At 39.2% G+C, this 23543-nt stretch carries 17 protein-coding genes and 1 pseudogene; 9 read left to right on the top strand and 9 right to left on the bottom strand.

The genetic code is table 11. The annotated features are described in order from the left end of the window. Window positions 1–22 precede the first annotated feature (22 nt). The 7 genes and pseudogenes from AC4GME_RS06965 to AC4GME_RS06935 form a co-directional block, all read right to left on the bottom strand. Window positions 23–994 carry a DUF2157 domain-containing protein gene (locus AC4GME_RS06965; protein WP_490375827.1) on the bottom strand — a complete coding sequence of 324 codons (972 nt, stop codon included), beginning with the start codon at window positions 992–994 and terminating at the stop codon, window positions 23–25. 206 nt (window positions 995–1200) lie between these two features. Further along, a complete protein-coding gene (locus tag AC4GME_RS06960) occupies window positions 1201–1614 on the bottom strand; it encodes a pentapeptide repeat-containing protein (protein WP_490375838.1) in 414 nt (137 codons plus the stop codon). A 15-nt stretch (window positions 1615–1629) separates the two neighbouring features. Beyond that, a pseudogene (locus AC4GME_RS06955) lies at window positions 1630–1803 on the bottom strand (pentapeptide repeat-containing protein); the annotation flags it as partial. 133 nt (window positions 1804–1936) lie between these two features. Further along, complete coding sequence (locus AC4GME_RS06950) at window positions 1937–2881, bottom strand: ABC transporter permease (protein ID WP_490375828.1); 945 nt, start codon at window positions 2879–2881, stop codon at window positions 1937–1939. A 2-nt stretch (window positions 2882–2883) separates the two neighbouring features. Next, window positions 2884–3861, bottom strand: a complete 978-nt coding sequence (locus AC4GME_RS06945; RefSeq protein WP_490375829.1) for an ABC transporter permease — start codon at window positions 3859–3861, stop codon at window positions 2884–2886. A 137-nt stretch (window positions 3862–3998) separates the two neighbouring features. Continuing rightward, window positions 3999–5549: an ABC transporter substrate-binding protein gene (locus AC4GME_RS06940; RefSeq protein ID WP_490375830.1), complete on the bottom strand. Its 1551-nt coding sequence runs from the start codon at window positions 5547–5549 to the stop codon at window positions 3999–4001. Window positions 5550–5658: 109 nt separating this feature from the next. After that, complete coding sequence (locus AC4GME_RS06935) at window positions 5659–7365, bottom strand: dipeptide ABC transporter ATP-binding protein (RefSeq protein ID WP_490375831.1); 1707 nt, start codon at window positions 7363–7365, stop codon at window positions 5659–5661. Window positions 7366–7731: 366 nt separating this feature from the next. Here AC4GME_RS06935 and AC4GME_RS06930 point away from each other — a divergent pair, with 366 nt between their 5' ends. Together AC4GME_RS06930 and AC4GME_RS06925 are read left to right on the top strand one after the other, a co-directional pair. Further along, entirely contained in the window at window positions 7732–8925 is a 1194-nt protein-coding gene (locus tag AC4GME_RS06930) for an efflux RND transporter periplasmic adaptor subunit (RefSeq protein WP_490375832.1), read from the top strand. Between the two features lie 3 nt (window positions 8926–8928). Continuing rightward, entirely contained in the window at window positions 8929–12105 is a 3177-nt protein-coding gene (locus AC4GME_RS06925) for an efflux RND transporter permease subunit (RefSeq protein WP_490375833.1), read from the top strand. A gap of 133 nt (window positions 12106–12238) precedes the next feature. Here AC4GME_RS06925 and AC4GME_RS06920 read toward each other — a convergent pair whose 3' ends face one another. Then, window positions 12239–13285, bottom strand: a complete 1047-nt coding sequence (locus AC4GME_RS06920) for a MalM family protein (RefSeq protein ID WP_490375834.1) — start codon at window positions 13283–13285, stop codon at window positions 12239–12241. Window positions 13286–13633: 348 nt separating this feature from the next. On the opposite strand from AC4GME_RS06920, the gene AC4GME_RS06915 reads away from it, so the two are divergent. The 4 genes from AC4GME_RS06915 (at window position 13634) to AC4GME_RS06900 (ending at window position 17370) form a co-directional block, all read left to right on the top strand. Then, the gene (locus tag AC4GME_RS06915; protein WP_490375835.1) at window positions 13634–13810 is read left to right on the top strand and encodes a hypothetical protein; all 177 of its coding nucleotides are present in this window, start codon (window positions 13634–13636) and stop codon (window positions 13808–13810) included. 292 nt (window positions 13811–14102) lie between these two features. Next, window positions 14103–14678 carry a D-sedoheptulose 7-phosphate isomerase gene (gene lpcA, locus AC4GME_RS06910; protein ID WP_490375836.1) on the top strand — a complete coding sequence of 192 codons (576 nt, stop codon included), beginning with the start codon at window positions 14103–14105 and terminating at the stop codon, window positions 14676–14678. Window positions 14679–14711: 33 nt separating this feature from the next. Continuing rightward, a complete protein-coding gene (locus tag AC4GME_RS06905; protein ID WP_490375837.1) occupies window positions 14712–15479 on the top strand; it encodes a class II glutamine amidotransferase in 768 nt (255 codons plus the stop codon). A 583-nt stretch (window positions 15480–16062) separates the two neighbouring features. After that, a complete protein-coding gene (locus tag AC4GME_RS06900; RefSeq protein ID WP_490377481.1) occupies window positions 16063–17370 on the top strand; it encodes a dicarboxylate/amino acid:cation symporter in 1308 nt (435 codons plus the stop codon). An 89-nt stretch (window positions 17371–17459) separates the two neighbouring features. Here AC4GME_RS06900 and AC4GME_RS06895 read toward each other — a convergent pair whose 3' ends face one another. After that, a complete protein-coding gene (locus AC4GME_RS06895; RefSeq protein WP_490379180.1) occupies window positions 17460–20186 on the bottom strand; it encodes an alpha-amylase family glycosyl hydrolase in 2727 nt (908 codons plus the stop codon). 967 nt (window positions 20187–21153) lie between these two features. Here AC4GME_RS06895 and AC4GME_RS06890 point away from each other — a divergent pair. The 3 genes from AC4GME_RS06890 to glgC all read left to right on the top strand — a co-directional run bounded on the left by AC4GME_RS06890 (window position 21154) and on the right by glgC (window position 23402). After that, complete coding sequence (locus tag AC4GME_RS06890) at window positions 21154–21438, top strand: hypothetical protein (protein WP_490377483.1); 285 nt, start codon at window positions 21154–21156, stop codon at window positions 21436–21438. An 11-nt stretch (window positions 21439–21449) separates the two neighbouring features. Further along, on the top strand, window positions 21450–21659 hold the full coding sequence (locus AC4GME_RS06885; RefSeq protein WP_490377484.1) for a hypothetical protein: 210 nt from the start codon (window positions 21450–21452) through the stop codon (window positions 21657–21659). Window positions 21660–22133: 474 nt separating this feature from the next. Further along, a complete protein-coding gene (glgC, locus tag AC4GME_RS06880; RefSeq protein ID WP_490377485.1) occupies window positions 22134–23402 on the top strand; it encodes a glucose-1-phosphate adenylyltransferase in 1269 nt (422 codons plus the stop codon). The last annotated feature ends 141 nt before the right edge of the window (window positions 23403–23543 follow it).

The following is a 23543-nucleotide window of genomic DNA, read 5'->3' as shown; positions in this document are numbered from 1 at the left end:
CAGAGAGGTTGTTTATCACTGCTCACAACAGATTTTCCTTATGCACTTTCTTCAACCATATTGCAGATGCGCAGCCAAGAGCGATCACCATTACTGCCAAAAAGAGAAAACCAGCCGCTTCAAAATCGTCCAATAGGTATTTCGCCATAAATGTTATAATTACCATAATCCCTGAGAGGCAAGCTCCCGCCAGCATAAACAGATCGGCTTTTATTCTGCGATAGACAAAAAACAGCGTAGCGATAAAGGTAAACCAGATTAGGGCAGGTAGAAAATCGGAATCGTGACGTTCAAATATGGATTGTAAAACCAATGAAGTAATTGTAGAACCACTGGCAACTGCGATCAGTCGTAACATCCAGCGTTCTGTTAACCAGGGGTAGATGTTAGCTAAATACTCTAGCGTGATCAGGCTGAGTGTATTAAACAGGAAGAGCAGCCAAATTAGCCCCTGATCACTGCTCAATGCCACGGAAAAGAGAGAGTGAAAACTGTTGTGGTAGAGAATCATAGATAGATTGAGCAGTAGTAGCCAGAGGAGCCAGATTGCCGGGAAACGGGCTATTATAGCCCAAGGTAACATCAATAAAGCCCAGTAAAAAAACAGCAACCAATGGTCGGCACCTGTTTGATAGGTTTGTCCGTATAAGGCCAATAATACACCGAGAAACAGGCTGGCAAGCAGCAGGCAAACTTTGCCAAGCATACTATTGTTACCCCGGATCCAGTAGAGTGCAATCACCGCCACCATTAACAGTTCAATCAAGGCAAATTTACTGAAACGGCCTAGTTCTGTCCAGTTATAGGCAATAAAAAACAGACTGGAAAACCCCAGAGCCAATGCACCGACCCAGAGTAAAAGATGATCAATAAACAGTAACCAGGCAGAGGCATCCGGTGTGATTTTCGCAACGCGCAGAGCAGCTGCTATATTTTTCGCGGCAATATTACCATGCTCGATATATTCAATAATCTGTTTACGTTGCGCGCGCATCTTACCTTCCGTGGACTCTGTTAGATGCCCTCTTATAGCAACAAAAACAGATGCAAACAGCAATATTGCTCATGTTATTGATATTAATGAAAAATTTTTTTAATAAATTATCACCTAGGGATGCACTGCTGTTGTAGTTCTAGGGATTGATTTCGCAATGGTTACTCCCTTGTAAATTACTATTTAGTCGGAAGGATGGTGAGACTTTAATCAAGTAACTCAATATCTAAACTATCAAGCAAACTGACGGCTTGATAACGGCAAAATTTAGCACGCTTAATTTTATTGTTAAAGATATTGATATTGTAATTAGTTGCTTCGCTGAAGTTTGCACCACTGAGATCTGTTTCATTAAACAGGCTGTTTGTAAAATCACTGTAACTGAAATTAGCATCAGAAAAATTGCCGCCTCTAAAATCGACGCAGTGAGCTTTGCACGCTTCAATTACTATTTCATTTAAGCTAAGACCGAAAAAGTAGGAATCATTAATAATACAGTTGTAGAATTTTATAGGTGAGTATAAATCAAAGCTTGGCCAACTGGCTCTGGTCCAGTCAATGCCTATCATTTTGCAACCATCAAAAACAACATCTAAAAATTTGCTATATTCGATTTTCATAATGCTGAGATTACAATTGATGAAACTACAGTCAATAAACTTGCATTTTTTAAACACTACCTCACTAAAATCACACGCTTTAAAGGTGCAACTATCGAATTCCTTATAAGAAATTTCGTTGCTAGATAAGTTTAGATCGGTGAAGTTTTGTGAAAAATATTCATTTTGTTTGCTTAGAAAATTGCTCATATGTTCTCTAACAATTGAAATTACAGGTTCAGAAGAGGGCGAGTATATCTGCATTATAGCTAAGTGTGGATCTTAAAAAACAAAGGATTGCCGATAGGCAATCCTTTCAGAAGAGAGGTAAAATGACTAGATATTAACCTTTATAGATTTTTGGGTTAAAGACATCTCTTAACCAGTCGCCTAGCAGGTTGATAACCAATACCAGTGTTACTAGCACCACACCCGGGAAAACGGTTATCCACCAAGCACCAGAGAAGATGTATTTAAAGCCGATACTGATTAATGCGCCTAATGAAGGTTGATCAACAGGTAAACCTAAGCCAAGGAATGACAAGGCTGCTTCAGACATAATTGCATTGGCTACCTGCACCGTTGAAATAACTAAAATAGGAGATAAACAGTTTGGTAAAATATGTCTGAACATAATTCGACCCGCTTTAAATCCCATTACCTGAGCCGCTTCGACATACTCTTTTTTCTTTTCTGCAAGCACTGAAGCACGTATTGTACGGGCATATTGTGGCCATTCAGCAACCCCGATAATCACCACTAGCATAAGCACTGCATATTCACTGTAAAATTCAGCACCAAAACTGGCTTTAAAAATTGCCGATACAATGATCGCAACCATCATGGTTGAAAATGAAAGTTGTACATCGGCGAAGCGCATTAAGAAGCTATCAACACGCCCGCCAAAGTAACCAGCCGATAAACCAATTATAATACCAAGCACTAACTGCACTGCAACCGCTAAGAAACCAATGGTTAACGATAAGCGCGAACCGTAAAGGATGGTTGAAAAGATATCCCGTCCTTGATCATCGGTACCAAGAAGGAAACGTTCGTCGCCCTCTTCAAGCCATGATGGCGGTAACTCCGAGTCCATAATATCAATACTGGTTAGATCGTACGGATTAGTTGGTGAAATCACGGGTGCCAATATTGCGGCAAGAAAGAAAGCTAAAAACAGCGCAAAGCTGAACATTGCCACTTTATCTCTTAAAAAGTGATAAAGAACATCTGATTGTTTGATACGTTCCCAACGGCTAGGAACATGTGAAGAAGTAATAGTATTCAAGGTTACGCTCCTTTACCGGTAATATTTACAGTTGGATTAATAAACCCATATAACAGATCAACAATGGTATTGGTAACAACAAAGATTAAGCCAACAAAAATAACATAAGTGGTAATCAGTGGAGTATCTACACGGTTAATCGCCTCTAGGAATAGAAAACCTGTCCCCGGCCACTGAAATACCGTTTCAGTTAAAATCGTATAAGCGACCATAGTACCTATCTGTACACCACCAACGGTAATAACGGGCAGCATGGTATTTTTTAGCGCATGTTGATAATAAATTTTATTCATCGCTAAGCCTTTGGCTTTTGCGAATTTAACATATTCAGAACTCAGTGCTTCTAACATTTCAGAGCGCACTAAACGAATGAATAGTGGCAGCATAATAGAAGCCAATGAAATACAAGGTAAAATAAGGTGCAATAAACCACTCTTAGTAAGAAAGCCTGTTTCCCAGCCAAGCAGATTGACGGTTTCACCGCGGCCATAGGAAGGTAACCAATTAAGCTCGATAGAAAATAGATACATTAATAAGATCGCGGTAAGAAAAACAGGCACGGAAATTCCCAGGCTGCTTAATGCCATAATAATTTTTGTCCGTACGCTTTTGGGATGGATGGCTGAAAAAACGCCCAAAGGTATGGCAACAAAGATGATAATTAATGTGGCGCCAAAAACCAGCTCAAGCGTTGCTTGAAGCTTATTAAGAATCACTTCTGCAGCAGGTTTTTTGAAGAAATATGAGGTACCTAAATCTCCCTGAACGGCATTAGATATAAAACGGCTGTATTTGGTCAGATAGGGATCATTAAGACCTAATTCATCACGCAGAGCTTGTCTCTCTACTTCAGAAACCGACTGGCCGACTAGCTCCCGTAATGGATCACCTAGATTATCTTGAATGGCAAATGCCACCAGACTGATCACAAACATCACTATCAGTGCCTGAAACAGGCGCTGGATCAGAAACGTAAACATTTAGACTTCCCTATAAATTTTGCAAATTGGTGATTTATCGAATAGTTATTCTGATATCACACTAAAAATAAAGGCCCTAGTGACACAATTTATATTGTGTTAGGGCCATTTTGACTAGGTTACTTATTGCTTAGGTGTTACTTGACAACAAGGTCGCCAAAGTATGGTTGGTTTAGCGCGTTAACAATCGGTGCAACATCAAGATTAGATTTTGCACCCCATGCAAGATTTTGCCAATGCAGTGGCACAAACGCAGCATCTTTATAGAGTGTTTGCTCTACTTGTTGCAACATAGCTGCACGTTTAGCAGGATCTGTTTCAGCATTAGCACTGTTAACCAGGTTATCAACAACTGAGTTTGAGTAATGACCACAGTTATATGCGCCTTTACCCGTTTCTTCATTACGTGTCATGGTTAAGAACTCAGAAAAGTTTGCAGAATCTTCTGTATCTGAGTGCCAGCCAATCATCATCATATCAGCAGCACAAAGATCAAATTCAGGCCAGTATTGTGCTTTAGGAAGTGTTTTTAAATCAACTTTAATGCCAATCTTAGATAACATCGAAGAAACTGCCTGCGCAATTTGCGCATCGTTCACATAACGGTTATTTGGTGTCATCATAGAAAGTTTGAAGCCCTTCTCGTAACCCGCTTCTTTCATTAACTGCTTGGCTTTTTTTAGATCATAACGCGGAACAAGTGTCTCATCGTAACCAGCATAACCTTTAGGACCTTGCTGGCCTGCAGCTGTTGCAAAACCTTTCATGATTTTTTTAACAATACCTTTATTGTTAATCGCATGAACAATCGCCTGGCGCACACGTACATCTTTAAGTGCCGGGTTGCTATTTTGATTCATTTGCAAGGTAATAATACGCGTACCGGCAACAGTGGTTAATTCAATATTTTTGGTCTGCTTAACTCTTTTTTGATCGTTTGGTGCAACTGGGTGGATTAAATCAATATCACCAGAAAGCAGCGCTGCAACACGAGTTGCATTTTCTTTGATCGGTACCAGTGTCAGTTTATCTACGTTACCTGGTGAGGTAGTGTCCCAATAATCATCAAAACGTTCAAAAACAACTTTAACGCCCTGTTCACGAGATGTCACAATAAACGGACCTGTACCTGAAACATTTGTTGAAGCAAAAGAGCCGCCATGTTTTACGATTGCAGCTTTATCTTTACCGTCTATTTCACCAGAATAGAACTTACTGTCCATTGGGAATATATAAGTCGCTGTTTGTAACACTAGCGGGTACGGTTTTGTTGATTTAATTTCTACAGTGTAATCATCAACTTTGATCATTTTTTCATAAGGTGCGAAAACACCTTTAAAATCACCAGAGACTTTAAGGCGATTAAATGTCCAAACAACATCATCCGCTGTCATTGTGTTACCAGAGTGAAATTTCACACCTTTACGTAAATTGAAACGGAATGTTGTGTCGTCTACACGCTGCCATTTTTCTGCCAGACGCGCTTCAAAATCAAACTCTTTAGTAAAACGAACTAGCGGATCAAATAACATATGCGACATCTGCATTGTTCCGCCGGAAAGCTGTTCATGCGGATCAAGTGAGACGGGATCGGCGTCATAAGCAACGGTGATATCTGCTGCTGCTGCATTAAAGCTAAGGCCTGCTGCTAATAAAGCAACGGCAAGTTTAGTCTTGAAAAATTTCATTGAATAGCTCCTTTAATGGGAGAAAACTCCCTTTCTGTTGTATTTGTTATTAATAAATAGTTAATTACTGTCGATGCATAGCAGCGAAAGCACAGTGACATCATGTCTGTTATAAAGCGTTTCTTAGACCTTTAAACTCAGGCATTAACGAGACAAGGTGTTTACTGTATTCATGTTGCGGATTGGTAAACAGTTGCTCGGTCGGTGAAACTTCCACAAGTTGGCCCTGTTTCATAACACCAATACGATCACAAACTTGACGAATAACGGGTAGATCATGACTGATAAATAACATGGTCAGATTTAATTCATCTTGAAGATCTTTTAGCAGATTAAGTATTTGCGCCTGAACAGATACATCTAAAGCAGATGTAGGTTCATCACAAATTAATAAACGCGGTCTGGTTGCTAATGCGCGGGCGATGGATATACGCTGACGCTGACCACCAGAGAACTCATGAGGATATTTAACTCCCGCCATTCTGCCAAGGCCAACATGATCCAGCAGATCATGAACAATTTGACGAATTTCCGCTTCTGATTTAGCCAATTTGTGGAAACGAATCGGCTCGGAAATGATATCGAATATTTTCATGCGCGGGTTCATTGACGTATAAGGGTTCTGAAATACCATCTGCATCTGCCTGCGCATTGGGCGACGTTCACTTTCAGACTTTAATGCGGTCAGATCGATACCTTCAAAAGTAACTTTACCTTCATCAGGTGGATATAAACCGGCAATAACACGTGCAATGGTAGATTTACCTGAGCCAGACTCACCTACCAGTCCAAACGTTTCACCTTCCTGAATTTGAAAACTGACATTATCAGAAGCCTGTACGAATTCGCGGCGACTTTCAAAAAATGAGTTTTTAGTAATAAAACGCAAGCTGACATTTTCGACATTAAGCAGAGGACCGCTATAAATTCGCTGATCTTCACTTTGACCCAGCCAGTGATTTTTAATATCGATCTGCTGCATCTCATGCGCTTCTTCGATATAGCTAACCAGCGGAAAACGATCCAGTTTAATATCCGAACGAGGAACGGCGGAAATCAGGCTGCGCGTATAATCATGATCCGGATCGCCAAGTACTTTTTGTGTCGGTCCAAATTCAACCAGATCGCCGCGGTACATAACAGCCACTTTATCGGTCACATTAGAGACAACCCCCATATCATGGGTCACTAACATACAGCCAACATTTTTCTCAATACAGAGATCGCGGATTAGTTTCAGGATTTGATCTTGAATTGAAACATCAAGCGCGGTAGTGGGTTCATCAGCAATAATTAAATCAGGTTCACCAGAAAGTGCGATTGCAATAACAACACGCTGTCGCATTCCGCCTGAAAATTGATGAGGATACTGTTTGATGCGTAAGTGTGGCTCCGGAATGCCCACTTGCTCCATCAAATTTAGTGCTCGTGAAAACGCTTCCTCTTTTGTTACATTAAGATTGGCAAGGATTGTTTCAGTTAACTGGCGCTCAACAGTAAAAAGCGGGTTCAGGGATGTCATTGGATCCTGAAAAATAAAACCGATTTTTGACCCTCGAACGCTACGCATCTGCTGCGCAGATAAACCTGATATTTTCTCACCTTCAAGGTAAACATCACCACTGGCAATAACACCAGGCGGGCTTAAAAGGTCAATAATACCATTACCTATTGTGGATTTACCTGCGCCAGATTCACCAACAACACCAACTATTTCTCCTCTTTCAATCGAAAAAGAGAGTGATTTTACAGCAGCATGAACACCATGACGCGATGGGTACTCAATGCGAAGATTTTTTACTTCCAATAAAGACATGCTTAAATACCTGCAACTTGACGGCTTTCCGCCCAGTTTTAAAATTGATTTCATTCATTATCAGTAATTTATACTGATATAGAAAATTCATACTATGCAATAAGTAAAGTTAACTCAATGCAATTTATTTAAATATATGAAGTGAGATAAAATTCAGAAATGTTGGTGATTGATTTGTATGTGATCTTATTTTTGTGAGCAACTGTATTAAATTACTAAAACATACTTTATTGATATTGTTATTGTTACTGTTATTGTTACTGTTTAATCAATTATAAAAATAGTGTTTTTGTCATATTGTTAGGGGCACTTTCACTATATCATCTCTTATTTTTACCTATTTTTGCTTTTCTTAAGGTTTTTCTGATGAATAAAAAACAGTTTATTTTTCCTTTTTTAGTTTTGTTATTGGGTGGCGCGGGATATTGGGGAATGGCATCAATGAAAAAACCGCCTGCAGAAAAAGCGCTTATTGATAATACTCCTTTGGTTACAGTGCAAAAAAATCATCCTGTCGAGATGAATTTTTCAGTGAGTTCCTATGGTGTGGTGAGTGCCAAGTATGAAACAGAATTAGTCGCGCAAGTAAGTGGTGAAGTTGTTTATCTGTCAGAAAAATTTGTACGTGGCGGGTTTGTTAAAAAAGGTGATCTTTTAGCAAAAATTGATGCTAGTGATTACGATGTAGCATTAATCGAGGCACAAGCTAATATTGCTTCCGCAGAGGCAGCTTTAGTATTAGAACGTGCGTATGGTGATGTTGCCAAAGAGCAGTGGAGTAATATCACAAGATCGAAACCAACGGCGCTAAGTTTACGAAAACCACAACTTGCTCAAGAAGAGGCTCGTTTACTGTCTGCACAGGCAACACTAAAGCGAGCCAAAAAAAATCGTCAACGAACGCAGATAAAAGCACCTTATAATGCATTGATCGAGAGTAGAAAAGTTGGCTTAGGATCTTATGTCAGCATGGGCACATCACTTGGCAAAATCTTTAGCACCGCCCAAGCTGAAATTCGTTTGCCGGTGGCTGATCATGAATTGCAGTATTTAACTAACCAGGGTGTTGGAGAAAAAGTCACTGTTTTTGCCAAACTTGCTGGTGTTGAGCAACAGTGGAACGGTAAAATTATCCGCACTGAAGGGGTTATCGATCAACGTAGTCGTATGAACTATCTGGTTGCTGAAATTAAAGATCCTTATGCCTTACTGAGCAATAAAAAGGTAAGTAAAGAAAACAGTAAAAATGAATTACGTTATGGCACCTATGTGACCGCTTTAATTAATGGTCGCGAGGCGGGGGAAATAAGTATTATCCCGCGTCATCTGCTCCTTGATGGAAAAGTGGCTATTGTCAATGAACTGCAACAACTACATTTTCAAGAGGTATCGGTCGCACGGACTGTGGGAGCGCAACTGTTTATTAACCAGGGATTAAAAGAGGGGGAGTTGGTGATTACCTCGGCTTTAGATTATCCGATTGAAGGTATGCCTGTACAAATAATTAATAAACAGCCAACAAACGATGTTAATAAAAAGCAAACTGTGCAGAAGGATTAACGGATGCTAAATACCGAGAAAGGCTTGATCGTCTGGTTTGCCCGCAATCCGGTTGCGGCAAACTTGTTGATGTTAATTATTATTATTGGTGGTTTATTAACGGCAAATACCATCCGTAAACAATTTTTCCCGCAAGTTGATATTAACTGGATTGAATTTTCTGCAAGTTATCCTGGTGCCGCTCCCAAAGAGATTGAGGAGGGGATCACTATTAAAGTGGAAGAGGCGTTAGAAAGCATACAGGGTTTAAATCGTATTATTACTCGTTCCAATCAAAATATGGCTACGGGATATTTTCGTGTTGAAGATGATTATGATCCACAGGTACTTTTAGAAGAGATCAAATCACAAATTGATTCTATTTCCAGCTTTCCGGAAGGCATGGAACGACCTAAAGTTGAGCGCATTAAACTGCGCCAAGAAGTGTTGTATATCAGCTTGTATGGTGATTTAACTGCTCGGCAGCTAAAGGAGTTAGGGGATAAAATTCACGATCAGATAAAACAGTTACCGCAGGTTAATATTAGCGAGTTTTATGGTGGTTTAGAGTATGAAATCGCGATTGAAGTCAGTAAAGATAAATTACGTCAATTTTCTTTAACTTTTAATGATGTCGCGAATGCTGTTCGTGGGTTTTCACAAAATATGTCTGCCGGACAGATTCGGGCTGAAAACGGATATATAAATTTACGTGTGCAAAACCAAGCTTATGTGGGGGCTGAGTTTGAAGATTTGCCGTTAATCACACTCAGTGACGGCAGTAAAATTCTACTCGGAGACATTGCAACTGTCACTGATGGTTTTGAGCAGGGGATTCAATATTCCAAATTCAATGGGAAAAATTCAGTCACATTTTTTGTTGGAGCTACCAATAATCAAAGTATTACCGATGTTGCACAGGTGGTTAAAGAATATGTGCAGGATAAACAGCAATATTTGCCAGAAGGTGTGAAGTTAGAAACCTGGGTTGATATGACCTATTACCTGCAAGGGCGCTTAGATTTAATGTTTAATAGTATGAAAAGCGGTGCACTTTTAGTGTTTATTTTATTGGCACTGTTTTTACGTGTACGTCTCGCTTTTTGGGTGATGATGGGTTTACCTATCTGTTTCTTAGGCACGCTTTTATTTCTGCCAACGGCGGTGATTGATGTCACTATTAATGTGGTTAGCTTATTTGCATTTATTTTGGTGCTCGGCATTGTTGTTGATGATGCGATAGTAATGGGAGAAAGTGCGCATCAGGAATGCGAAAATAAAGGGCAGCATATTGATAACGTAATTCGTGGTGTTAAACGTGTTGCCATGCCGGCTACTTTTGGAGTGTTAACCACTATTGCGGCTTTTTTACCTATTACCATGGATGATGGTCCCAGCTCAGCTTTTGGTAAAGCGATCGGTTTTGTGGTGATCTTATGTCTGATTTTCTCGTTAATTGAATCAAAGCTGATTTTACCCGCGCATCTTGCTTCCATGAAAGGCAGAACAATTGTGAAACCAGGATCTAAAAACCCCCTTGATTGGTTACGCAATATTGTTAATTTTTTACAAAATAAAGTAGATAAATTTTTACAGGGATTTATTGAAAATATTTACCAACCACTACTCTGCAAAGTCTTAGTTTATCGATATACGATGATTATGCTGTTTATCAGTCTGTTATTAGTTGTTGCGGGTCTATACCAAGGTGGTTTGGTGCGTTATATAGGTCAACCTAAAATTCCGCATGACTTTCCGCAAATTACTTTAGAGATGAATATTGATGCCTCCGAAAAATCAACCTTACAGGCGGCTTTACAAGTAGAGAAAGCAATATTAAAAGTGGATCGTGAATTAGAAATTCAATATGGCCAAAAGATGATTTCAGATATGCAAGTTCAGCTGCAAGGTCGCTCTAAAGCACAAATTATGACCAAATTGGTTGATCCGCAATTTAGGCCTATTAATACCTTTGAACTGGCTGAATTATGGCGTAACGAAATGCCTAAAATGGCGGGATTAAAAACCTTAAAAGTGCAAGATAACCTGTTTGGAAGTGGACGTGATGACGGTGATGTTAACTTTCGTCTGCAAGGTAAAGATGCCAAGCAGTTATTGAGTGCTGCCAATGAATTAGCCGACAAACTTAAGAGTTTGCAAGGCGTTTCTGATGTAACCAACAGTCATGAGTCAAGTAGTAAAGAGGTGCAGTTTAAATTAAAACCACTGGCGAATAGTTTAGGGCTGACCCTAAAAGATGTTGCAGTGCAAGTTGGGCAAAGTTTTTACGGCTTAGAGGCACAACGGTTATTGCGTAATGGCGATGAAATTAAAGTGATGTTGCGTTATCCGCAAGAGCAGCGTAATGCAATTAGCTTGGTTTCAGATGTCATGATTCAAACACCTGCAGGAGGCGAAGTTCCTCTCTCGGAACTCGCAGATATTATTATCACCAAAGGGTTAAATCGTATCCGCCGCGAAAATGGGCGCAGAACAGTAAGTGTTTGGGCCTCGGTTGATGTCGCTCAAGTAGAGCCGTTTAAATTAGCAAAAGATATTAGAGAGAATTTTATTCCCGCGTTGCTGAAAAAATATCCGCTAGTGCAAACTAAAGTATCAGGAAAAATCCAGGAGGAGATTGAAAGCGTTAATAACCAGGTGCGTAATTTTGTGTTAGCTATGCTGATTATTTACAGCTTACTGGCGGTGCCGCTTAAATCCTATGCGCAGCCCATTATGATTATGGCGGTGATCCCATTTGGTATTATCGGCTCGGTATTCGGACATATGTTATTTGGATTAGATCTGAGCATGTTATCACTGTTTGGCATTATTGCGGTCGCGGGGGTGGTGGTCAATGATTCATTGATAATGGTTGATTACATCAATATTGCACGTCGTAAAGGCGTCAAAATGAGTGATGCGGTGGTGCAGGCGGGCTGTCGTCGATTCAGGGCGATTTTATTAACTTCTTTAACGACTTTTTTTGGTTTGATGCCGATTATGAGTGAAACCAGTATGCAGGCACAAATGGTAATTCCCATGGCGGTATCGCTTGCGTTCGGGGTGTTATTTGCAACTGTAGTGACCCTGTTACTGATCCCTTGTCTGTATATCGCGATTGAAGATATTAAAGGCCTGTTTAAGCGTACTGCTTCAAAATCGCAAAGCGGGTCTTTGAATCTATCGGAAAACAATTAAGTTCTGAATCTGCATCTTGAAGTGGCTTGGGTATAGAGATTCTATTGAATTAAAGTGATGGCAGAGGATAAGGGAGAGGTATCACAGTGATGGATAAATATTATCCATCACTGTGATCTGAATTCAGATCTTACTAATCGTTATTTTTTAGGGCATTGATAAAGGTTTTTCTTGCTGTTTGAGAGCCAGCTGCTTCAGCTTGATCAACAATAGTTAATGCTTTATCGATATCTTTTGCGGCAACAGCTTCTAAAATAGCATTATTAAATTCTATCTCAGCCTCATCTGTTGGTTTATTAAGTGCATTGACAAAGGTCTCTCTTGCAGATTGAGAGCCAGCTGCTTCAGCTTGATCAACAATTGCTAATGCTTTATCGATATCTTTTACTGCAACGGCAGCAACAATTGCCTGATTAAATTCTTTTTCAGTAAGAGCTGGTGCTGCAGCAGTTTTGTTTGCTATTGCGACAGGCATGTAACTGTTCTCAGAATCGCCTGCGGTACCTAGTACGTCAATTTCAAGCTCAATAACACCCATTGCTGAATGAGGAATAATTGGATCTGCAATATCAGGCTCTACAGTACTGTGAGCTTTTGCATAGCTTTTTGCAGGATGGATAATAGTGGTGTCACCTGCTATTGCTTCATCTGTTGTATAAAAAAGCAGGTATGTTTCATTTGCCAAATTATTAGCTTGCGGTCGGAAGATGGTTAGTTCTGCAGACAATATATCTCCATTTAGCAGCTTTGCTGTTTTATAAGTAAATTGACTTGCCGGGATAGTGCGGGTGATATTAAAGTTTGCATCTAATAAGGTTACCTGAGGTGCAACAACGGTATTATAAATTAAGCCATTAATAGTTAGTGTTAACTTAGAATTATTGTTTGTTAATTTGTATGCTTGTACAAAACTTTTGCCGGAGACAAAAGAGTAAACTTGAGAATCACTGCTAAGTGGAATAAAAAGGTCGTCGTCACTGTTAATCTCTTGGTATTCTAACTGTTCAAAATTATCACAGCAAACCTGTTTTTGTGCGAGGGATTGACTGGCTTGAGCCGGATCTACGAAAGCGTTAGCGTACAGATCTTTTGGTGATTGCAACGACATGTTTGACATGTTTGAGCAGCCTGAAATAATCAGACCGGCAACTAAAATTAATGAGGATTGTTTGATAATCATATTCAATAACCTGATTTTAAAAAAGATTCATGACTATAACTAGATTTAATGAAAAATCCAGCAGTAATATTGGTATTGCTACTGGCAATGAAATCTTTGCAAGATGGTTCTAATTTTGTCTGTTTCTGAATATTCATGAGTATTGCAAAATAACTGCTTTGTTATACCTCTTGCTATTTGTATTGTAAGTGGCTGGGTATAAAGAGGATAAGTTAAGCTGTTTAATTTGTTAAAAAAATGTAAATATTTATAAGCATTACTGGATTGTTAAATTTGTTTGTTTATAATCGTCAATTATTGATTTATATCAATTTATGACGTTATTTATTTTTTTAAGGAATCATTACAATGAATGTTGATCAACATATTAAAGTAGCACAATGGCACTTAGAACAAGCTCGTTTACATGCAACAAGTGAGCACGCATGTGGTTGCCCGGCAAATGCACACGATCAAAAAGCGATTGATGCAATTGAAGCGGGTATTGTTAAAGAAGAAAAAACCTGTACGCTAAACCGTGACTAACATACAACAATAAGTTGTAAGTTGTTGATCTTTTAATAAAGACAACACTATAGCCAACTGGTTTGGCTGTATCTGAAAAAGCAGGGCGTACTTTCTCTGCTTTTACTATCCAGGCAATAATTTCCCTGCATTTTTCCTTTCTACTATTTTCAAATTCAGTTTTAATTCACACTAACTCAGTTAATTGACTGTTAGCAATCTATTAACCGTGTAAAATACTTTTATTACCTTGAAACTAATAACTAATAACTAATAACTAATAACTAATAACTAAAAAATAAGCAGAGATGTTATGAGTCTATCACTTATCAAAGATGAATTATTAGAAGCTGAAAACGTATTACAGGCTTTTATAAAAGATGAAAAAAACTTAAAAAATATTGAGCAGGCAGCAACATTACTGGCTGATACTTTTAAACAAGAAGGCAAAGTACTCTCTTGTGGTAATGGCGGTTCTCACTGTGACGCAATGCACTTTGCAGAAGAGTTAACAGGGCGTTATCGTGAACACCGTCCTTCATATGCTGCGATTGCTATTTCAGATCCAAGTCATATCTCATGTGTGGGTAATGATTACGGGTTTGATTCAATTTTTGCACGTTATGTAGAAGGTGTTGGCCGTCGTGGTGATGTCTTATTTTGCCTTTCTACTAGTGGTAACTCTGAGAATATTTTAAAAGCAATTGAAGTTGCTAAGTCAAAAGGTATCTCAATTATTGCTTTAACAGGTAAAGATGGCGGTAAAATGGCTGGGCTTGCCGATGTAGAAATCCGTGTTCCTCATTTTGGTTTTGCCGATCGTATCCAAGAAGTTCATATCAAGATTATTCATATTCTGATTTATTTAATAGAAAAAAAAATGGCGTAAGTTTTGGCGTAGCTTTTAAGGATAGGTTTTATAATGTGTGAATTACTCGGAATGAGTGCGAATGTGCCCACTGATATTTGTTTTAGTTTTAGTGGCTTGGTTAAGCGAGGTGGTGAAACAGGGCCGCATAAAGATGGCTGGGGGATAACTTTTTACGAAGGTAAAGGTTGTCGCAGTTTTAAAGATCCGCAGCCGAGTTGTGACTCTAAAGTTGCAGAGCTTGTTAAAAACTACCCAATTAAAAGTAAATCGGTGATCAGCCATATCCGTCAAGCCAATCGAGGTGGTGTGAGTTTAGAAAATACTCATCCCTTTATTCGTGAATTATGGGGAAAAAACTGGACATACGCACATAACGGCCAATTAAGCGGCTATCAAGATCTACCGATGGGACGCGCTTTTCCTGTCGGACAAACGGACAGTGAACGTGCATTTTGTTGGATAATTGATAAGTTATATCAAAGTTATGAAAGCGAACCACAAGATATCTTGGCGATGTTTAAAAAAGTGGCAGGTTACGCCGATAGCTTACGTGAAATGGGCGTATTTAATATGCTCTTAAGTAACGGTGAATATGTGATGTGTTACTGCAGTAATAACCTGCATTGGATTACTCGTCGAGCTCCATTTGGTAAGGCACAGTTAATAGATGAAGATATGACTGTTGATTTTCAAAAAGAAACGTCAGATAAGGATGTGGTCACGGTTATTGCGACTCGTCCTCTTACCAAAGATGAACAGTGGAATAAAATGGCGGAAGGTGAGTACTGCGTTTTCCATTTTGGTGAACGGGTACTTTAATATAATCAACTCCAGTACGCCTCAATACGATGCTCACTAAAACCTGTCATTCCCGCTCGGGATGACAGTCTCAATTAGCATTAACCTGCAAGAATAAGCACAAAAAACAGCAAACAGTTCGTTTTTAAAAGCATATCAAGATGTAAATCCTACTCAGGACAAGATTAATTGGCCACTGTATTCAATGGTACGAAATGCTAATTGTTCTCTTTTTATTAAGAACAGACAGCTATATAGCACATCCGTGATTTCCTCGCGTTGTTTGAAGTCAATTAATTTTAATTGAAAATCTGGTATATTGCGCTCCGCTTTTAAGGTGTGAGCTTATTTTATCCACAAGTCAGTTGTGGAGCAACGGCTAATAACTTAATAAAGTAAAAGTTAAATTTTCGGTTCTGGGGCAGCATTACCTGAATATTAAAAATAAAATATCGCTTCTGTGCCAATCAAAGGCAGGATTAGAAGTGCAACAAACATTAGATGTTTGTGTTTATTAGATGAGCCTCTTTTTTATCAGTGATTCTCTCTGACTTGTATCATCAAGCAATTTGTACTAAATAAAAATAATTAGAAAGGATTTTGTATGACAAATGAAAAACAAAAAATGTCACTCACTAAACGTGTCATTTTAGGTATGTTTATGGGTATTGCGACGGGATTTTTAATTCGCACCTTTTTATCTGATATCAACTTTGTGAATGAGTATATTGTCCATGGTTTGTTTGATGTGGCCGGAAAAATATTTATTGCCAGTTTGAAAATGTTAGTGGTACCACTTATTTTTGTATCATTGGTTTGCGGAACGAGTTCCTTAAAAGATATTTCGACATTGGGCCGTTTAGGCGGTAAGACTATAGCGTTTTACCTGGTGACGACTGCGATTGCAATCACCTTGGCGATTATCATGGGTAATATCTTTGAACCAGGTGTTGGGGTTGATCTTACCGCTGCGACAACTTTTGCTTCAAAAGAAGCACCTTCGCTCGGTTCGGTAATCGTCAATATGTTCCCAACCAATCCAATCAGCTCAATGGCAGAAGGTAATACCTTGCAAATTATCGTATTTGCTATTTTATTCGGTATTGCAGTCAGTTCTGCTGGAAAATCAGGTGATCGTATCGCCGCTGTCTTCTCTGATCTTAATGACGTGATCATGAAGTTAGTTGTAATGTTAATGAATATTGCACCGTATGGTGTGTTTTTCTTAATGGCGAAACTGTTTACGGGAATTGGTTTAGACGCCATTGTTAATTTATTAAGTTACTTTTTAGTGCTTTCCAGCACGTTATTACTGCATGGTTTTATCACTTACGGTCTTTTATTTAAAGGATTTACCGGGCTTAACCCGCTTACATTCTTAAAGAAAATGGAAACAGCGATCACGTTTGCTTTTTCAACTGCTTCGTCAAATGCAACTATTCCGGTAACACTTGAAACTGCAACTAAGCATCTTGGTGTTAAAAATAAAATAGCATCATTTACCGTGCCTTTAGGGGCAACTATCAATATGGATGGAACGGCAATTATGCAGGGTGTTGCGACAGTATTTATCGCACAAGCCTTTAATATCGATTTAACCATGGGTGATTATGCAGCGGTTATTGTAACTGCGACACTTGCATCTGTGGGTACTGCCGGTGTGCCTGGTGTTGGTTTAATTATGCTGGCAATGGTGCTTAATCAAGTGGGCTTACCTGTTGAAGGTATTGCGATGATTATGGGTGTTGATAGATTACTTGATATGATCCGTACCGCCGTCAATATTACAGGTGACTGTGTGGTAACTTGTATTGTTGCTAAATCAGAAGGGGAGATGGATCTTGATACCTTTAATGATCCTGAAGCCGGCAACAAAGATGAAGAGTTACACCTTCATCATTTGAAAGAATAGCCTGGCTTGGTAAATTCCTGCTAGGGTAGAATAAAAAAATAGCGAAGCTAGTGATAGCTTCGCTATTTTATTTTGTTAATCAACAAATTTTATTTTTTATCTAATACGACAAATGCGTTACTGGCAACAGTAACTGAATAGCTACCATTTTCAACAGTAATACTCTGTTCGTTGTAAGTTGAGTTAGCTGTATCAGGCGTAATTAAACGGTAAGTACCATTGCTTAAACCTGTAAATGTGTAGTTAAATGCTGAACCTTTAGTCATCGCCACATAAGCTACTGCACCACCCAAATCACGTTTAATAACCGCATGATCACCTGCTAATAACAGATCTGTTTGCTGGCCTTTTTGTAGGGCTGCAGATGAGCTACGCAGACTGTTAAGCATTTTTAGATGCTTATACATAGTCGGCTGATTGTTTTTAGCATAACTGATACCTTCCGAACCTAACATCCAGCGCGCAACAACATCCTCTTTTTCAGTGGTGGTGATGTAGTGCGGCCAGTTAGAATAAAGTACTTCTGTTCCGTAAAATACAATCGGCAGTCCTCTAAACAGATAAACAAAATTTAAGTTATTCATATATTGAGATTCAGAGAGAATACCATTGGCACGGGTGACATCATGATTATCAACAAATGTAGATAAATATGTCGGGTCATAGATACCCGATGCATCCCCATTTACACCCGCGATACGTGCATAACCATTCTCATCCTCAAAACCAGCTTCACCTTTAAAGGCTTTACCCATCCAACCCGGGAAGTCCATAGAAGAGCCATGGAGATCCAGCATATGGAATTTTTTGCCTGCACCGTTATAAACAAGATCAACAGCAGATGCGCGATCACCTGTCCAGGCTTCACCGCACATATAGAAGTTATCATTACCTTTGCTGCGCGCATGTTCGTCCATTGCAAGTGTGAATCTTTCCCAGAAATCCGCGCTCATATAAGAAACGGTATCAATACGGAATGCATCAACCCCATGATCAATAAAGCGTTTGTACACATTAATTAGATGTTTAGTGGCATTTTGCTGATCATCGCCATGTTCATTGAAATCGAGCAAATCAATCAGCCATGTATTGCCAGTGCTGGCATAACTGAAGAAGCCATTTTTGTCCCCGTCCATATAAGGATCATTAGTTTCCCAGTTCCATGTTTGACCGTCCATAATAATTTCAAGTGCGCGGTCTGCCCATTTACTTTGTGAGCCTACAACAGATGAACCCGGCTGACCGTGGTTTACCACGATATCTAACATCAATTTCATACCGCGAGCGTGCAGCGCTTCCACCAGTGCATCGAAATCATTCCAGCCGTCATTGTCTTTACCCGATGAATGTAGGTGCGGGTCAATTTGGTCAAAATCATAACCCCAGTAACCGTGGAAAGCTGAAGCTTGATATGAGTCGTTGGCATTAAAACGACGTCCTTCAGGTTGTTTAACTACCGGCGTTATCCAGATTGCAGTAAAGCCCATATCTTGAATGTAATCGAGGTTATTCATAATACCTTTAAAATCACCACCATGGTAATAAGACAAAGGCCCGGTTTTACTGGTATTGGTGTTGTACTTGTCTGCTGCTCCATTAGGTAAGTATTCATCACCCCAGATATTATTATTGCTGCTATCGCCATCTGCAAAACGGTCAGTCATAATGAAATAAACGTTTTCTTCACGGAAATCACTGCCAACCGTTTGCATACCAATAGTGTAATTAAAACTATAAACAGCACTATTACCAGATACATCTAGCGCGAGTACTTTAAGCGCCAGATCAATTCCAGATTCATTAATATCTGCAGCCGTAAATGTTTGCGTATTACAAGCAGGAGACAGAGTTGTTGGTATTGAACCATCTGTTGTGCAGTACAGTAACGACGCGTTATCCTGGTTGTCAGTGACGCTTAGCGTGATTTGTTGGTTGCTGCTATAAGTGCCTGCTGAAGGTGATGCGCTGGCAACCGGCGCGATCGTATCTACACCGTCAACGACTGTTTTTGTTATCGCTTTGGTTGTTGTATTGAAACAGATATCATAAGTTGTGTCAGCCGTTACAGTGACATCAGCTGACGGGTAGTTTTCACTCCAATCGGCATAATGGTCAATTTTAAAGCGCGGCTCGACATCTGCAAAACTCTGCTGCGTACAGAAATTGATATTATCCGTCGTTTCCATTGCAGTAGCTGCCCAGCTATTGGGGGTGCCACGGAAATACCAGGCATCTTGAATCGAAGCAATCGTGTAATCAAAATCATAAATAGCACTGTTACCTGAGGCGTCTAGTGCGAGTACTTTAAGCGTCAGATCAACACCGGATTCATTAATATCTGCCGCGGTAAATGTTTGTGAATTACAAGCAGGAGACAGAGTTGTTGGCGTTGAACCATCCGTTGTGCAGTACAGTAACGGCGCATTATCCTGATTATCAGTGACGCTTAGACTTATCTGCTGGCTGCTGCTATAAGTGCCTGGCGCAAGCGATGCTGTCGCGATTGGGGCGGTACTATCGACACCATCAACTATGGTTTTTGTTATCTGCTTGCTGCTTGCATTGAAGCAGATATCGTAAGTTGTATTAGCTGTTACAGTGACATCAGCTGACGGGTAGTTTTCACTCCAATCGGCATAATGGTCAATTTTAAAGCGCGGAGATACGTTAGCAAAGCTCTGCTGTGTGCAGAAATTGATATTATCAGTTGTTTCCATTGCCGTGGCAGCCCAATCATTTGGGGTGCCTCGAAAATACCAGCTGGCCTGTGTTGTTAATGACACCGTCATCAGACCTATAAAAATTGCCTTTTTCATTGTTAAGAAATCCTTTCTCTTTACAGTTTGGGAATGCCCATCCACTGCTAATACGGTTTTCAGCAACTCGTAAAAGCCTGCACTGCGTAACAATATTAGAAAAGGGATAACCATTTTCTGCATATTGTGCCTTGTTCGGCATTCACGCTGAGCTCAATATCCATATTTTTAAGTGGCTTAGGCATATATAAGCAATGTTGCATTTAGCAGTTTATCCGCTAAACAAGATTTTAATTTTTTCCATAAAAATCGAGATAACAACAGAGCAGTTAGATTGATCGCTATTTTTAGAAAAATGATTGTTTTAATAAACAGCCATCATTTTTAGTGGCAACTTCGATTTATCACCTGTTTATTTATTGGGATTAATCTTATTTGCACTGGTTTAAGATGGTAGATCAATTTTCTGGTTGTGCAATTTTCAGACAATAACTGCCGTTTAAATAACAAACAAATCAAGCAAAACGAGTGGTTAGTCACAAAGGGCTTACTATTTATAGTGTTTTTTTTTAACAGTGGATCTGCAATATCATAAAAACAGCGCTTATTAACAAAATCGTCTTTAGATGCTCTTTTTCATATAACTTCTCTAGACAAATAGTATCAATACGCATCTTTTTATATTAAAAACTACCCTTATGAGCGGTTGAATTGTGGAGCATAAGGTTATTGATAATGCCAATATGCAAACATTGTTCAGAGCTGATGTCAGGCTTTGTGCTTCACTTTCACCGGCAGGTAAATATAACCAATTGAAAACAGATGCTTAAGTTTGACAATGATCTGTTTATAGAGAGCGTTAGAATAGAGATAAGCGATGATCTTGAATCAAACATCAATTTGTTACCAATAATGTGCTGTAAGTAGCTATTTGAGAGGATATATTTTGCTATAAATATATCTTTATTAGACAGATTGCCTGTATGAATTAGTCAGCATGCAGTCTGATAAATTTCGGGAGTGTGTTATGTCAACAAGAAAGCATAAACGTAAAGCAGTAGTAAAGCATGCAAATAAAAATATGAGTTCAAAGTATGCAGCTAAACACCCTAGTCTGTTCAGTAAATATCCGCGTATCTTCTTTTATCTTGGCGCATTGTTGATCGTAACTGGCATCTATTTACTCATTATCGGAATGCAAAATAATGCAAAGGTTGGTCTGGCTATGCTTTCAATTTTTGCAGGGACAGCGACAGTGATTTTCGCCAATTCAGCCTTACCTAAAAAAGCGATAAAAGCGATAAAAGAGTAATTAACCAGCAGATGAGACGATGGAAAAGAAGGGATGAAGGTATTTCAGATATGCTGGCAGCGCCTAGTGGACAAACATGTGACCGCTGTGGTGCTATCGGCATATATGAATTAGCAACATTTTTAATTATTACACTTGCCAAAGTAAATCTAACGAATAGCTTAAGAAAAGCTACAAAAACGCCGCTTAATTGTAGCAAAAAAGCAGGGGGACTTTTTTAGGTAAAAGAGAAGATACTTTTCCACCTTTAGGGGGACGGCTTCATTTCTGCGGACTCCTTCTCCCTGCAATGAGTGGGCTTTAGCTAACGGTACATTGCAACAGTATTTATCTAATCGGTTGCGTCTTAAAAAATTTATTTATGAAGCTGATCTCAAATAAAAGCATTAAAATCATGCGCTTTAATTATTGCGTTGTAACCCGTATTGAATCGTGATAAAAAGTAAGCGCTTGCAAGGTTTTTATTTTTAATTCATAACAAGAAAGTAATAAATTATATAGACGGTAGCGACGCAGTCGCCTGAATCGCAGCAATAAATTTAACTATAACTGTTGCTGGCTGTGATTTATTAGAATTTAATTGAAGTGTTGAGCTATATCACTGCCATTTTATCCATTGCTGTACGAAATTTATTGACTTGTAGGCACAACAAAGTCCCTTTAATTTCAGTTTTCAAATTCGTGGAGATTCTTTTATGACGCATAACAAAGATAGGTTTATTAGTAACCTTACTAAAGAGACATATGCATTAGTTTTAGCTGGCGGTCGTGGTAGCCGATTGTTTGAGTTAACCGATTGGCGTGCTAAACCCGCTGTCTATTTTGGCGGTAAATTCCGTATTATCGACTTTCCATTATCAAACTGTGTCAATTCAGGTATTCAACGCGTAGGTATTGCAACTCAATACAAGTCACACTCGTTAATCCGCCATATTAACCGCGGTTGGGGAAGTTTTAAGGCCAATTTATCAGAGTTTGTGGAAATATTGCCGGCATCGCAACGTAATAGTGATGACTGGTATGTAGGGACTGCTGATGCTGTGTATCAAAACATGGATATTATTCGTGCTGAGCGTCCTAAATATATTTTGATTTTATCAGGCGATCATGTGTATCGCATGGATTATGGTGTTCTGTTAGCGCAACATGTAGAAAATAATGCAGATATGACCGTGTGTTGTCTCGAAGTGCCAACGGAAGAAGCCGCAGGCAGTTTTGGTGTGATGACAGTAAATACAGATAATAAAGTTATCGCATTTGATGAGAAACCTGCTGTACCTAATGAAATACCTGGTAAGCCGGAGCAGTGTTTAGCTTCGATGGGCAATTATGTTTTTAATACTGACTTTTTATTCGAACAGCTAGACAAAGATCGCAGTAAAGAAGGCTCTAGTCGTGATTTTGGCAATGATATTATCCCTGCAATCATTGAAGAGCATAATGTTTTTGCCTTTGCTTTTAAAGATCCTGAAAGTACCAAGCAGCCTTATTGGCGCGATGTAGGTACATTAGATTCATTCTGGGAAGCAAATATGGAACTTGTAGAGCCAGAACCGCAACTCGATTTATATGATAAATCCTGGCCTATTTGGACTTATCAAGAGCAGCTTCCACCTGCTAAATTTATTTTTGATAATGATGAACGCCGTGGTATGGCGCTTGATTCAACGGTTTCCGGCGGTTGTATTATCTCCGGTTCAACAGTCCGTAAGTCATTGTTATATTCGAGTGTTCATACACACTCTAACAGCCTTATTGAAGAATCAGTATTGATGCATGGTAGCGATATTGGTGAAAACTGTAAATTAAAGCGTGTGATTGTCGATAGTAATTGCAAAATCCCGGCAGGCTTAACTGTTGGTTATGATAAAGAGCTGGATATAGCAAACGGCTTCCGTGTTACTGAAAAAGGAATTACGCTTGTCACTAGCGATATGCTGGAAGCTTTAGCTAAAAAATCATAATTAACGACTAGTGATTGATTATAATTGTTAATTAAGGGTAGCTTCGGCTACTCTTTGTTTTCCACTTCCTCGTAAAAATGCCATTTTCTTTAATAAATAATATTCTTTTACTGATTAATTTATTTGTAAGTCCGACCTCAA

The organism is Psychromonas sp. (assembly GCF_983033635.1).
The sequence above is the reverse complement of the archived record's forward strand: the minus strand, read 5'-3'. Positions and strand labels throughout refer to the sequence as shown.

Excerpts from the sequence above, each read along its gene's own strand:
- AC4GME_RS06900 (WP_490377481.1), top strand. The coding sequence starts at position 16,063 with ATGACAAATGAAAAACAAAAAATGTCACTCACTAAACGTGTCATTTTA.
- AC4GME_RS06895 (WP_490379180.1), bottom strand. The coding sequence starts at position 20,186 with ATGAAAAAGGCAATTTTTATAGGTCTGATGACGGTGTCATTAACAACA.
- AC4GME_RS06940 (WP_490375830.1), bottom strand. The coding sequence starts at position 5,549 with ATGAAATTTTTCAAGACTAAACTTGCCGTTGCTTTATTAGCAGCAGGC.
- AC4GME_RS06930 (WP_490375832.1), top strand. The coding sequence starts at position 7,732 with ATGAATAAAAAACAGTTTATTTTTCCTTTTTTAGTTTTGTTATTGGGT.
- AC4GME_RS06905 (WP_490375837.1), top strand. The coding sequence starts at position 14,712 with ATGTGTGAATTACTCGGAATGAGTGCGAATGTGCCCACTGATATTTGT.
- AC4GME_RS06915 (WP_490375835.1), top strand. The coding sequence starts at position 13,634 with ATGAATGTTGATCAACATATTAAAGTAGCACAATGGCACTTAGAACAA.
- AC4GME_RS06920 (WP_490375834.1), bottom strand. The coding sequence starts at position 13,285 with ATGATTATCAAACAATCCTCATTAATTTTAGTTGCCGGTCTGATTATT.
- AC4GME_RS06965 (WP_490375827.1), bottom strand. The coding sequence starts at position 994 with ATGCGCGCGCAACGTAAACAGATTATTGAATATATCGAGCATGGTAAT.
- AC4GME_RS06935 (WP_490375831.1), bottom strand. The coding sequence starts at position 7,365 with ATGTCTTTATTGGAAGTAAAAAATCTTCGCATTGAGTACCCATCGCGT.
- glgC (WP_490377485.1), top strand. The coding sequence starts at position 22,134 with ATGACGCATAACAAAGATAGGTTTATTAGTAACCTTACTAAAGAGACA.
- AC4GME_RS06945 (WP_490375829.1), bottom strand. The coding sequence starts at position 3,861 with ATGTTTACGTTTCTGATCCAGCGCCTGTTTCAGGCACTGATAGTGATG.
- AC4GME_RS06890 (WP_490377483.1), top strand. The coding sequence starts at position 21,154 with ATGTCAACAAGAAAGCATAAACGTAAAGCAGTAGTAAAGCATGCAAAT.
- AC4GME_RS06925 (WP_490375833.1), top strand. The coding sequence starts at position 8,929 with ATGCTAAATACCGAGAAAGGCTTGATCGTCTGGTTTGCCCGCAATCCG.
- AC4GME_RS06960 (WP_490375838.1), bottom strand. The coding sequence starts at position 1,614 with ATGAAAATCGAATATAGCAAATTTTTAGATGTTGTTTTTGATGGTTGC.
- lpcA (WP_490375836.1), top strand. The coding sequence starts at position 14,103 with ATGAGTCTATCACTTATCAAAGATGAATTATTAGAAGCTGAAAACGTA.
- AC4GME_RS06885 (WP_490377484.1), top strand. The coding sequence starts at position 21,450 with ATGAGACGATGGAAAAGAAGGGATGAAGGTATTTCAGATATGCTGGCA.